The sequence below is a fragment of the Streptomyces sp. NPDC026246 genome (assembly GCF_055567995.1).
Genome location: NZ_JBVHPJ010000002.1, coordinates 533888 through 546439, shown reverse-complemented (window position 1 = coordinate 546439; position 12552 = coordinate 533888). Strand labels below are relative to the sequence as shown.

Genomic DNA, 12552 nt, shown 5'->3' with positions numbered 1-12552 from the left:
TACCGGCACGAGCGGCACGCGGTTGATCATCGGTGGTCAGGGCGTTGCGCCTGCAGCCCGCCGACAGAAACACGATGCTTCCGCCCTGGCAATATCTGTCGCCGTGAGCACAGAATTAGCTGCGGCACTCGGCGAGTATTCCTCTCTTGCGGATCGGCACGGAAAACGATGAACCCGCAGGCCGGAGAGTGCCGTGCTAACGTCGTTCCAGTTGCAGGTGTGGTTGCCAGAAGGTTCATTTTCCGACGGTTGATCAACACGGCGACTCGAAATCCACACAGGGTGGATTTTCGAACACCGTCTCCGAAGGAGAAATGACATGGCTACTGGCACCGTGAAGTGGTTCAACGCGGAAAAGGGCTTCGGCTTCATCGAGCAGGACGGCGGCGGCGCCGACGTCTTCGCCCACTACTCGAACATCGCCACCCAGGGCTTCCGTGAGCTGCTGGAAGGCCAGAAGGTGTCGTTCGACATCGCGCAGGGCCAGAAGGGCCCGACGGCCGAGAACATCGTTCCCGCCTGACCCACGCGGCAACGCGTACTTCGCAGCTGGGGCCCGCACCTTGGGGTGCGGGCCCCAGCTCGCTGCATTTTCAGGGCACACGACGGAAATGCACTGGCCCCCTGAACGGTGGCGCCAACTCCGTCTCATCCGCCGATCCATCGAATCGGCGCGCTTCGCTTTCGGCTCGTTCTCGAGACTCTCTGCGCCGTTCGTCTTGCTGCGGAATTTCCTCGCTACGCGCCCCTGTGCCACATCGAGGAAGGTTCCGCATGAACTCCGCACGCACCCCCCGCACATCGACCCGCTCCAACGCACGCTCCTACGACCGCCCCTACGACCGCTCCAAGGGCTCCGAGGCCCGGCGGTCCGGGGCGCCGCGGCGTTCCGCCGGCTACGGGCGCCGGCAGTCCGCGCCGGGGGGCGAGTTCGCCCCGCCGGTCACGGTCACGCCCGCGCTGCCCGCCGTCGAGACGTTCGCCGATCTCGACCTGCCGGCTCCCTTGCTGGCCGCGCTCGGCCACGAGGGTGTGACCGTGCCGTTCCCGATCCAGGGCGCGACCCTGCCGAACTCCCTCGCCGGACGGGACGTGCTGGGCCGCGGCCGCACCGGATCGGGCAAGACCCTGGCCTTCGGCCTCGCGGTACTGGCCCGCACGGCGGGCCGGCGGGCTGAGCCGCGCAAGCCGCTCGCCCTGGTCCTCGTGCCGACCCGTGAACTGGCCCAGCAGGTGACCGACGCGCTGACCCCGTACGCCCGCTCGGTGCGGCTGAGGCTCACGGCCGTCGTCGGCGGCATGTCGATCGGCCGGCAGGCGAACGCGCTGCGGGGCGGGGCGGAGATCGTCGTCGCGACACCGGGGCGGCTCAAGGACCTCATCGACCGCGGGCACTGCCTGCTGGACGACGTCACCGTGACCGTCCTCGACGAGGCCGACCAGATGGCCGACATGGGCTTCATGCCCCAGGTCACCGCGCTGCTCGACCAGGTGCGGACCGGCGGGCAGCGGATGCTCTTCTCGGCGACCCTCGACCGCAACGTCGATCTGCTGGTGCGCCGGTACCTGTCCGACCCGGTGGTCCACTCCGTCGACCCGTCGGCGGGCGCCGTCACCACGATGGAGCACCACGTGCTCCACGTCCACGAGGCGGACAAGCACCGGACGACGACGGAGATCGCGGCGCGCGACGGCCGGGTGATCATGTTCCTGGACACCAAGCACGCCGTGGACCGGCTGACCGAGCACCTGCTGCACAGCGGTGTCCGCGCCGCGGCGCTGCACGGCGGCAAGTCGCAGCCGCAGCGCACGCGGACCCTGGCCCAGTTCAAGACGGGCCACGTGACGGTCCTGGTGGCCACCAACGTGGCGGCCCGCGGCATCCACGTCGACCAGCTCGACCTGGTCGTCAACGTGGATCCGCCGGTCGACCACAAGGACTACCTGCACCGCGGCGGCCGTACCGCCCGCGCCGGCGAGTCCGGCAGCGTCGTCACCCTCGTGACACCCGGCCAGCGCCGCGGCATGCACCGGTTGATGGCCTCGGCCGCGATCACTCCGCAGGTGACGGCGGTGAGTTCCGGTGCGGCGGAGCTCAGCCGGATCACGGGCGCCCAGGCGCCCTCCGGTGTCCCGGTCGTCATCACCGCGCCGGCGGTGCCCCGCCCCCGCCGGTCCGGGTCGTCCGGTGCTCCCTCCTCCCGGGGCCGCGGCGACCGTGCGTCCCAGGGGCGTACGGGTGGACGGTCCGGGTGGCGCGGGACGCCGCGGGCCGCCGACCGGACGGCCTAGAACTCCGGCATCGTCCCGGCGTTCCACGCGGCCCGACCCGGCGTCGTCCCGGCGGCCCGGCCACCGGTCTCGCGATCCTGCCGGCGACCGGCCGACGACGGCTGACCGCTCCCCACTCGTCTCCCGGAGGCACCTTTTGACCACTGTCCTGACACCGCGGCCACAGACGGCCCCCTTCGCCCCCGCCTCGTCTCACGAGGAGGCCGCGTGTGGCCCCCGGGTCCGGGGCGACATGACGGTCGAGGTCGCTCTGTCCGTCATGGACGGTGCCCGTGTGGAGCGTCTTCTCCTGTGCGACGAGGACGACCAGTGCACCGGATCGGTGACCCGGGCCGAACTCACCGCACACCGCGGCGGTCCCTCGTACACGGACCGGTTGCGTCTGCGGGACGTGTTCGTCTCCGCCCACTGAACCGTCTTCCCCGCCCTCCCGGGCCACCCCGGCCCCTTCTCCCCGCAGGAGCACCATGCGCTGCGTCATCGCCCGCTATCCGTTCGACCTGACCAAGAACGGCGTGCTGGCCCTGATGAAGGGTGTCACGCCGGAACCCGTCACGGCCGAGTCCGTGGCCATCGGCCGTCGCCGCTACCCCGTCAAGCAGGTGGGCCAGGTGATCACCCGGCAGGACCGTCGTGACTTCACCGCCGGCGAGGTCGTCCGGGCTTTGACGCGCCTGGGATTCACCTGCCATATCCCCGGGACCGCGCCCGTACGCGACCTCACGCCGCTCGAGACGGCGTCGGCCCTGCTCGGCTCGCCCGGACCGGCGGATCACGCGCCCCAGGAGGTCTGAGCGAGGACGGGAAACCGCCCGCAAGCCCGGTGAGGGCCCTGCCGACGCGCGTCGGCAGGGCCCTCACCGCTGCCCGGGACCGGGCGCGGCGGGAGTCGGTCCAGCGGATCCGACGACACGTGACCCGGTCCGTGACCAGGACAGAAACCCGCGCTCCCATGTGCCCAAAAATCTGCAGTGGCGAGAGTAGACTTTCACTACTCGCTCGGTTAGTCTCTTCCTCGTAGTCAAGGTCGAACGAGTCCGGCGGGCGAAGCGCCGGGAACAGACGCAAGAAGCAGGTACAGAGGAAGAACGGAGGAGTCGACGCCATCGGGATCGCCCGGCCGGAGAAGCAGCGGCCGGGTACCGCAAGACCCCGGATTGGAAGGTGGTCCCCGGTCACGCAGCCGCGATCCCCGCGCCCCCCTGTTCAGGGCCGGTAGCGGACACAGAAGGTCGGCACCGCATGAGGGCCGGCAGATGGTGTTCAATTTCCTTCGGGGCCCTGGTGCCGTACGGCACCAGGGCCCCTCGACGCGTTCGTACATCGAGGTGACATGACGGCAGACAGACCCCTCAGTGATCGTCTGGACGACGATGACTACCCCGCCTACACGATGGGCCGGGCCGCCGAGATGCTCGGCACCACTCCCGCCTTCCTCCGGGCCATCGGCGAGGCCCGTCTGATCACTCCGCTGCGTTCGGAGGGTGGACACCGCCGGTACTCCCGCTACCAGCTGCGGGTCGCGGCCCGGGCCCGCGAGCTCGTCGACCGGGGCACCCCGATCGAGGCCGCCTGCCGCATCGTCATCCTCGAGGACCAGCTGGAGGAGGCGCAGCGCATCAACGCCGAGTACCGCCGCCGCGCCGGTCACACGGCACCCGACGCCTCGGGCTCCCGGAACGACTGACAGCGACTCTCAGCCGTCCGGTACAACGACACGCCGGGCACAAGCCCTGTCCGGCACGCACCCCGTCCGATCCGGCACGGAGCCCTCTCGTTCGGTGCGCGTCTGCCCGGTCTACGGCCGCTCGGCCGCCAGCAGTGCCGGGAACGCCTCGTGCAGTGCCTCGCGCCAGTCGCGGATCGGTTCGATGCCGACGGCGGACCAACGGTCATGGCCCAGGACGCTGTAGGCGGGCCGGGGAGCCGGACGGACGAAGGCGGCGCTGCTGGTCGGGCGCACCCGCTCAGGGTTCGCGCCGAGCAGCCGGAAGATCTCCCGGGTGAGGCCGAACCAGGTCGTCTCGCCGCTGCTGGTCCCGTGGTAGACCCCGGCCGGAGCGGCGCCGGTCAGTGCGGAGTTCCCGAGGCGTACGACCCGGTCGGCGAGGTCGACGGTCCAAGTGGGCTGGCCGCGCTGGTCGTCGACCACGTCGAGGGTGTCCCTGACGCCTTCGAGCCCGATCATCGTGCGGACGAAGTTGGCGCCGCCCGCGCCGTACAGCCACGCCGTGCGCACCACGTAGCCCGTGTCGGGGAGTGCGGCCAGGACCGCCTGCTCGCCGGCCAGTTTGGTGCGGCCGTAGGCGCTTCGGGGACCCGTAGGGGCGTCCTCGGGGTACGGGGAGCCGCTGTCGCCCGCGAAGACGTAGTCCGTGGAGATCTGGAGCAGCCTGGCGCCGGTTTCGGCACACGCCGCTGCCAGATGCCGGGGTCCGTCGCCGTTGATCCGCAGGGCGTCGGCCTCGCGGGTCTCCGCGTCGTCGACGGCCGTCCAGGCGGCACAGTTGACGACGACGTCGGGCCGGTGCTCCGCCACGGCCCGACGTACCGCCTCCGCGTCCGTGACGTCGAGGTCCGCGCGGGTCTGGCCCACGCTCCGCACGCCGTCGGCCGCCAGGCGGGCCGTGAGGTCCCGGCCGAGCATTCCGCCGGCTCCGGTGATCAGCCAGGTGGAGGTCACAGCGCCGCGCGCTCCTTCAGGGGCTCCCACCAGGCGCGGTTGTCCCGGTACCAGGCGACGGTCTCGGCGAGGCCGCCGGCGAAGTCCTTGCGGGGTTCGTACCCCAGCTCCGTGCGGATCTTGGTGCAGTCCACGGAGTAGCGGCGGTCGTGGCCCTTGCGGTCCTGGACGTACTCGACGCTCTTGTCCCAGTCGGCGCCGCACGCCTCCAGCAGGAGCCGGGTCAGCTCCTTGTTGGACAGTTCGGTGCCGCCGCCGATGTTGTAGATCTCCCCTGCCCGGCCCTTGGTGCGGACCAGCTCGATGCCCTGGACGTGGTCGTCGATGTGCAGCCAGTCGCGGACGTTGCCGCCGTCGCCGTACAGCGGGACCTTCTTGCCGTCCAGCAGGTTCGTGATGAACAGCGGGATGACCTTCTCGGGGAAGTGGTGGTGCCCGTAGTTGTTGGAGCAGCGGGTCACCCGCACGTCGAGGCCGTGGGTGCGGTGGTACGACAGCGCGATCAGGTCGCTGGACGCCTTGGCCGACGAGTAGGGCGAGTTGGGCTGCAACGGGTGGGTCTCCGGCCAGGAGCCCTCGTCGATGGAGCCGTAGACCTCGTCGGTGGAGATGTGCACGAACACCTTGATCCCGGCGCGGTGTGCCGCGTCGACCAGGGTGTGCGTGCCGACCACGTTGGTGCGGACGAACTCGGCGCCGCCGTCGATCGACCGGTCCACGTGCGACTCGGCCGCGAAGTGCACCACCTCGTCGTGGGAGGCCATCAGTTCGCCGACCAGCTCGGGGTCGCAGATGTCGCCCCGGACGAACGCGAAACCCGGATGGTCGCGCACCTCGTCGAGGTTGGCCGGGTTGCCCGCGTAGGTGAGCTTGTCCAGGACGGTTATCGCCACGTCGCCCGGGCCCGAGGGGCCGAGCAGGGTGCGGACGTAGTGGGAGCCGATGAAACCGGCGCCGCCGGTCACGAGGATGCGGGTCGTCATGAGGAGATCTGCACCTTGCTGTGGTCGCCGAGGACGAGGCGGTGGGCTGCGGGATTGCGGGGCGCGGGAGTGACCTGGACGTTGCGGCCGATGAGCGAGGTCTCGACCCGTCGTACACCGGTGATGGAGGACTCCCGCAGGACGATGGAGTACTCGACCTCGCTGTCGTCGATCCGGCACTCCTCGGAGATGGAGGTGAAGGGGCCGATGTACGAGTCGCTGATCACCGTGCCGGGGCCGATGACGGCGGGACCCACGATGCGCGAACCGCGGACCTCCGCGCCGGCTTCGATGCGCACGCGGCCGATGATCTCGCTGGCTTCGTCGACGCTGCCTTCGATGCTGCGCTCCAGCGTCTCGAGGACGGAGCGGTTGACCTCCAGCATGTCGGCGACGTTCCCGGTGTCCTTCCAGTAGCCGGAGATGGTCGTCGAGCGGACGTCCTTGCGCTGGTCGATCAGCCACTGGATGGCGTGGGTGATCTCCAGTTCGCCGCGCCAGGAAGGCTCGATCTCGCGGACCGCCTCGTGGATCACGGGAGTGAAGAGATACACCCCCACCAGCGCGAGATCGCTCTTCGGCTCATCGGGCTTCTCCTCCAGCCCCTTGACCCGGCCGCTGCCGTCGAGTTCGGCGACACCGAACGACGTCGGGTTGGGCACCCGGGTCAAAAGGATCTGCGCGTCGGGGCGTTCCGTGCGGAATCCGTCGACGAGAGCGGTGATGCCGCCGACGATGAAGTTGTCGCCGAGGTACATCACGAAGTCGTCGTCACCCAGGAATTCGCGTGCGATGAGCACGGCGTGCGCCAGGCCGAGCGGCTTGTCCTGAGGGATGTACGTGACGTCGATACCGAGCTTGGAGCCGTCACCGACGGCTTCCCGGATCTCCTCGGCGGTGTCGCCGACGATGATGCCGACATCGGTGATGCCGGCATCGGCGATGGCCTCGAGACCGTAGAAGAGCACGGGCTTATTGGCGACGGGCACCAGTTGCTTGGCCGAGGTGTGGGTTATCGGACGCAGGCGAGTGCCCGAGCCACCCGACAGAACGAGAGCCTTCATACAGGGCATCCTAACCAGGGGGCTGTGCCGGGCTCCTGTCCTGTGTTCCGCCGCAGTTTGCCGAAAACTCACGGGCGTTACGCGCTCTGTCAGCGTCGGCGACCGTCGGTTTGACGTGACCACCGCCCGGTCACCACCCGTTAGCCTTGCCTTCGACGCGCGGCGTCGCGCGCCGGGTCATGCCGTGGTGAGTCCCAGCAACTGAGGCGGAAGAGAAGACATGTCCATCAAGGTGAGCGTGGTCATCCCGGTCTACAACCCGGGCAAGTACATCGAGGACTGCATCGCCTCTCTTCTGCGCCAGAGCCTGCCGGACGACGAGTACGAGGCGATCTTCGTCGACGACGGCTCCACCGACGAGACACCCGAGCGCCTCGACCGACTGGCCGCCGAGCACCCGCACATGCACGTCATCCACCAGGAGGGATCCGGGTGGTCGGGCAAGCCGCGCAACGTCGGCATCGAGGCCGCCAAGGGCGAGTTCATCCAGTTCGTGGACAACGACGACTGGCTGGGCGACGAGGCCCTTGAGCGCATGTACGACTACGGGGTGCGGAACGACGCCGACGTCATCGTCGGAAAGATGGCCGGAAAAGGCCGCCCCGTCCCGCTCGAGCTGTTCCGCAGGAACCGGCCGCACGCGAACGTCGAGAATGCCCCGCTGATCGACAGCCTCACCCCGCACAAGATGTTCCGCAAGGAGTTCCTGGACAAGCACAACCTCCGCTACAAGGAGGGGCGTCGCCGTCTGGAGGACCACGTCTTCGTCACCGAGGCCTACCTGCGGGCCGAGAACGTCGCCGTTCTCAGCGACTATCTCTGCTACTACCACGTCAAGCGCGAGGACGCCTCCAACGCGGGCTTCCAGCGATTCGACCCGGTCGGCTATTTCAAAAACCTCCGAGAGGCCCTCGACGTCGTCGAGGAGCTCACCGAACCGGGGCCGCTGCGTGACCGGCTCTTCCGTCGCTGGCTGCGCAACGAGATGGTCGAGCGTTTGCGCGGACAGCGTCTGCTGAGCCTGCCCGAGGACTATCGCCAAGAGCTTTTCGACGAGATCCACAAGGTGGTCGTCGAGCGTTTTGGACCCGGTGTCGCTGCGGGTCTGCAGCCCACCCAGCAGATCGTCGCCGGTCTGATCTCGGCCAATCGGCTGGCCGAAATCGAGGAGTTCGCGCAATGGGAGGCGGGGATCAAGCCCTCCGGTTCCCTCGAGAGCCTCGGGTGGGAGAACGGCAGGCTGGCGATCGGATTCACCGCCGAGTACACGTCGGGAGGCGAGCCCCTCACGTTCCGTGCCGACGGGGAGAAGGACGTGCTGGTTCCGCCGCTGTCGCAGACCGGTCTGAGCGCCATCGCCCTGCTCGGCGCCGACACCTCCGCCCCGCTGGACAAGTCCAAGGTGGACCTGGTCGTGCGTGAGCGCGCGACGGCTGCGGAGTTCTTCCAGCCCGTGGAGCTCACTCGCGAGAAGCTCGCCGTGGAGGGCCGGGAGGGCCGGGAGGGCCGGGAGGGCCACTTCCGCCAGGTGCTGCACGCGACCTCGCTGATCGACCCGCTCTCGGCGGCGAACGGCGCCCAGCTCGACGCGGGCATCTGGGACGTGCTGATCCGCATCAGCTCCTGCGGATGGACGAAGGAGACGCGCCTCGGTTCCGTGCGCACCGACGAGGCCGGACGCGGGCGCCGCGCCGCCGTCGTCGGCTCCCCGGCCCGTCCGGTCCTGCCGTACTGGACGGACCCGCACGGCAACCTCTCGCTCGACGTCGATCAGAAGACCAACCGCCTCGCGTACGAGTTCGCCGGTCTGACCCCCGGCGACGTGACCGTCACGACGAACCCCGGGCGCCTCACCGCCGTCCTGCCCTTCCACGTCCAGGGCGAGTGGGAGGCGACCCTGAAGCTCACCGACGTCGCGTCCGGGCGCTCGTTCGAGGTCGCCGCCACGCTGACCGGCCGCACGACCGGCGACGCGGACCTGCGCGCCGATCTCCCGTCCGGCGAGCCGGCGGAAGGCCACTGGCGGATGGACCTGACGATGCCGTCGCTCGGGACCGGCAAGCCGGTGCAGCTCCCGCTGGCGCTGGAGGTGCCGGCGAGCGGTGATGCCGTGGTCAAGCGCCTCGCTGCCGCCGCCGCCGACCTGGCGGCCAGGGGTCCCGCCCGGCGCGGTCCCGGCTCCCGGCCGGCGCAGCCGACGTTCCTGCGCCGCGCGGTCCGCAAGATCCGTCGGACCCTGAAGAAGTGACCGCACCCCGCGAACGAGGAAGAACAAGGAACAGGACATGCGACCACTGGGTATAGAGGGAGCCTGGGTGCTGGAGCCCAAGGTGTTCCCCGACGACCGCGGCAGCTTCCACGAGTGGTTCCGCGGCGCGGAGTTCCGGGAGGCGACGGGCCAGGACCTCCACCTCGCCCAGGCCAACTGCTCCATCTCCCGGCAGGGCACCCTGCGCGGCATCCACTTCGCGGACGTGCCGCCCAGCCAGGCCAAGTACGTCACGTGTGTCCGCGGCGCGGTCCTCGACGTCGTCGTCGACATACGTGTCGGCTCACCGACGTACCGGCAGTGGGAAGCGGTCCGGCTGGACGACCGGACCCACCACGCCGTCTACCTGTCCGAGGGCCTCGGACACGCCTTCTTCGCGCTGACGGACGACGCGACCGTGGTCTACCTCTGTTCCGAGGGCTACGCCCCCGAGCGGGAACACGGCATCCACCCGCTGGACCCGGACCTCGCCATCGACTGGCCGGCCGGCATCGAACCGCTGCTGTCCCCGAAGGACGAGCAGGCACCGACGCTGGCGGAGGCGGAGGCACGGGGTCTGCTCCCGTCGTACGAGGACTGCGTCGCCTTCCGCAGGACACTCCGCGGCGACTGACAACCACTGCGTCTCACAAGGGGCCCTCCCGTGCGGACACGGGAGGGTCCGGCCTTCTCCTGGACCCGGCTCGAGGTCGGACCCGGGGCCCTGAGGGGGCGGCGGTTCCGAGCGCGCGTGGTGCCGCGGTTCACCGGTGCCTCCCTCACGTGGTGAGGACGACCCTCGAAGTCGATGGTGGCGCAGCCCTGATCAGTCGCGTTCGGGCCAGATCGGGCCCTGGTCGGTCCAGACGACGCCCTTGTTGCGGCACAGGCAGAAGGGGTGGCCGCAGGGGTCGGTGTAGATCTGCCAGCCGTAGCCGTTCGGGCCGATGAAGTCCTGCCGCAGCGTCGCGCCGAGGTCGAGGACGCGGCGCTGCTCGGACTCGATCTCGTCCACTTCGAAGTCGAGGTGAAACTGCTTGGGGTGCTCGCTGTCGGGCCACTGCGGAGCGCGGTAGTCGTCCACCCGGATGAATGCCAACTCGATCTCGCCGAACTGGATGCCGGCCCAGTCCTCGGAGCCGCCTTCCTTGATCGGACGGCCTGTCACCGCGGAGTAGAACGCCGCCAACTTCATCGTGTCCGGGCAGTCGATGATGAAATCGGTGAGTCTCAGCATCCCGGGATCTTGTCACAGGCTCACACCCGACGGCTGCCGTGGTGGCCGCCGCCCTGGAGTGCCGGCGCAAGCCGACGACGGCTCGACGGCGGGCGGCCTCGGCAGTCCGATGCGTGGGGCGACGGATGTGTTCGCCTCCTCCCTCCATGTCGAGGCCCACCCGACATCGCAGCCGGGGGTCGTGAGCCGCGATCCAAGATCGAGGGCAAGGCGCCCCAGGCCGGCCAACCGCGACCGGCAGGGACAGGCGAGTCTCAGCCGTTCACACAAAGACCCAGGTCAGGTCGGCGCAGCCATACGCGTTTCCGCCCAGGGCTGGCGGTACGGCAAGATGGGGTGTATCTGCCCACTGTCAGATTCAAGCTGCCGGACGGTTTCTCTTGGCTGAGTTCATTTACACCATGCGCAAGGCGCGCAAAGCGCACGGCGACAAGGTGATCCTCGACGACGTGACGACGAGCTTCCTCCCGGGGGCGAAGATCGGCGTCGTCGGCCCGAACGGCGCCGGAAAGTCGACGATCCTCAAGATCATGGCCGGGATCGAGCAGCCGTCCAACGGTGACGCCTTCCTCACGCCGGGTTACACGGTCGGCATCCTGCTCCAGGAGCCCCCGCTGACCGAGGACAAGACCGTCCTGGAGAACGTCCAGGAGGGTGTCGCCGAGATCAAGGGCAAGCTCGACCGGTTCAACGAGATCGCCGAGCAGATGGCGACCGAGTACACCGACGAGCTCATGGACGAGATGGGCAAGCTCCAGGAGCAGCTCGACCACGCCAACGCGTGGGACCTCGACGCGCAGCTGGAGCAGGCCATGGACGCCCTGGGCTGCCCGCCCGGTGACTGGCCCGTCACCAACCTGTCCGGTGGTGAGCGCCGCCGCGTCGCGCTGTGCAAGCTCCTGCTGGAGCAGCCCGACCTGCTGCTGCTCGACGAGCCCACCAACCACCTCGACGCCGAGTCGGTGAACTGGCTGGAGCAGCACCTGGCCCAGTACCCGGGCACCGTCGTCGCGGTCACCCACGACCGGTACTTCCTGGACAACGTCGCCCAGTGGATCTGCGAGGTCGACCGCGGTCGCCTCTACCCCTACGAGGGCAACTACTCCAAGTACCTGGAGACCAAGGCCGCCCGCCTCAAGGTCGAGGGCCAGAAGGACGCCAAGCGGCAGAAGCGCCTCAAGGACGAGCTGGAGTGGGTCCGCTCCAACGCCAAGGGGCGGCAGGCCAAGTCCAAGGCGCGTCTGGCCCGCTACGAGGAGATGGCCGCCGAGGCCGACAAGATGCGGAAGCTGGACTTCGAGGAGATCCAGATCCCGCCGGGCCCGCGCCTGGGCAACGTCGTCGTCGAGGTCAGCAACCTCAGCAAGGGCTTCGGCGAGAAGCTGCTCATCGACGACCTCAGCTTCACCCTCCCGCGCAACGGCATCGTGGGCATCATCGGCCCGAACGGCGCCGGCAAGACCACCCTGTTCAAGATGATCCAGGGCATCGAGAAGCCGGACTCCGGCGCCATCAAGGTCGGCGACACCGTCAAGATCTCCTACGTCGACCAGAGCCGCGAGAACATCGACCCCAAGAAGACGCTGTGGGCCGTCGTCTCCGACGAGCTGGACTACATCAACGTCGGCCAGGTCGAGATGCCGAGCCGTGCGTACGTCTCCGCCTTCGGGTTCAAGGGGCCGGACCAGCAGAAGCCGGCCGGGGTGCTCTCCGGCGGTGAGCGCAACCGGCTGAACCTCGCGCTCACCCTCAAGCAGGGCGGCAACCTGCTGCTCCTCGACGAGCCGACCAACGACCTCGACGTCGAGACCCTCTCCAGCCTGGAGAACGCGCTGCTGGAGTTCCCCGGCTGCGCCGTGGTCGTCTCCCACGACCGGTGGTTCCTGGACCGTGTGGCCACGCACATCCTCGCCTACGAGGGCGACTCCAAGTGGTTCTGGTTCGAGGGCAACTTCGAGTCGTACGAGAAGAACAAGGTCGAGCGGCTCGGCCCGGACGCCGCCCGTCCGCACCGCGCCACCTACAAGAAGCTGACCCGGGGCTGA

General features: G+C 69.2%; 12 protein-coding genes. 8 read left to right on the top strand and 4 right to left on the bottom strand.

What is annotated here, in order from left to right; all coding sequences use genetic code 11:
- Nucleotides 1–319: 319 nt before the first annotated feature.
- From ACZ4M5_RS06545 to ACZ4M5_RS06525, 5 genes are all read left to right on the top strand, one after another.
- Complete coding sequence (locus ACZ4M5_RS06545; protein WP_028799214.1) at nucleotides 320–523, top strand: cold-shock protein; 204 nt, start codon at nucleotides 320–322, stop codon at nucleotides 521–523.
- 251 nt (nucleotides 524–774) lie between these two features.
- Nucleotides 775–2292, top strand: coding sequence for a DEAD/DEAH box helicase (locus ACZ4M5_RS06540; RefSeq protein WP_467733706.1), 1518 nt, complete (start codon nucleotides 775–777; stop codon nucleotides 2290–2292).
- A gap of 148 nt (nucleotides 2293–2440) precedes the next feature.
- A complete protein-coding gene (locus ACZ4M5_RS06535; RefSeq protein ID WP_467734264.1) occupies nucleotides 2441–2704 on the top strand; it encodes a CBS domain-containing protein in 264 nt (87 codons plus the stop codon).
- A gap of 55 nt (nucleotides 2705–2759) precedes the next feature.
- Nucleotides 2760–3086, top strand: a complete 327-nt coding sequence (locus ACZ4M5_RS06530; protein ID WP_467733704.1) for an SCO5918 family protein — start codon at nucleotides 2760–2762, stop codon at nucleotides 3084–3086.
- A gap of 539 nt (nucleotides 3087–3625) precedes the next feature.
- On the top strand, nucleotides 3626–3979 hold the full coding sequence (locus tag ACZ4M5_RS06525) for a MerR family transcriptional regulator (protein ID WP_467733702.1): 354 nt from the start codon (nucleotides 3626–3628) through the stop codon (nucleotides 3977–3979).
- Nucleotides 3980–4090: 111 nt separating this feature from the next.
- Here ACZ4M5_RS06525 and rfbD read toward each other — a convergent pair whose 3' ends face one another.
- From rfbD to ACZ4M5_RS06510, 3 genes are read right to left on the bottom strand one after another with little or no spacing between them, the layout of a single operon-like run.
- Nucleotides 4091–4939 carry a dTDP-4-dehydrorhamnose reductase gene (rfbD, locus tag ACZ4M5_RS06520; protein ID WP_467734261.1) on the bottom strand — a complete coding sequence of 283 codons (849 nt, stop codon included), beginning with the start codon at nucleotides 4937–4939 and terminating at the stop codon, nucleotides 4091–4093.
- A 32-nt stretch (nucleotides 4940–4971) separates the two neighbouring features.
- Nucleotides 4972–5958, bottom strand: a complete 987-nt coding sequence (gene rfbB, locus ACZ4M5_RS06515) for a dTDP-glucose 4,6-dehydratase (RefSeq protein ID WP_467733700.1) — start codon at nucleotides 5956–5958, stop codon at nucleotides 4972–4974.
- Nucleotides 5955–7022 (bottom strand): glucose-1-phosphate thymidylyltransferase, encoded by a 1068-nt coding sequence (locus ACZ4M5_RS06510; protein ID WP_467733698.1) that lies wholly within the window; start codon nucleotides 7020–7022, stop codon nucleotides 5955–5957. The genes rfbB and ACZ4M5_RS06510 overlap by 4 nt, the downstream gene beginning before the upstream one ends.
- 220 nt (nucleotides 7023–7242) lie before the next feature.
- Here ACZ4M5_RS06510 and ACZ4M5_RS06505 point away from each other — a divergent pair, with 220 nt between their 5' ends.
- On the top strand, nucleotides 7243–9270 hold the full coding sequence (locus tag ACZ4M5_RS06505; protein ID WP_467733696.1) for a glycosyltransferase family 2 protein: 2028 nt from the start codon (nucleotides 7243–7245) through the stop codon (nucleotides 9268–9270).
- A 37-nt stretch (nucleotides 9271–9307) separates the two neighbouring features.
- Entirely contained in the window at nucleotides 9308–9904 is a 597-nt protein-coding gene (rfbC, locus tag ACZ4M5_RS06500) for a dTDP-4-dehydrorhamnose 3,5-epimerase (protein WP_467733694.1), read from the top strand.
- Nucleotides 9905–10096: 192 nt separating this feature from the next.
- Here rfbC and ACZ4M5_RS06495 read toward each other — a convergent pair whose 3' ends face one another.
- Entirely contained in the window at nucleotides 10097–10507 is a 411-nt protein-coding gene (locus tag ACZ4M5_RS06495; protein ID WP_467733692.1) for a VOC family protein, read from the bottom strand.
- A gap of 380 nt (nucleotides 10508–10887) precedes the next feature.
- Here ACZ4M5_RS06495 and ettA point away from each other — a divergent pair, with 380 nt between their 5' ends.
- Complete coding sequence (gene ettA, locus ACZ4M5_RS06490; protein ID WP_467733690.1) at nucleotides 10888–12552, top strand: energy-dependent translational throttle protein EttA; 1665 nt, start codon at nucleotides 10888–10890, stop codon at nucleotides 12550–12552.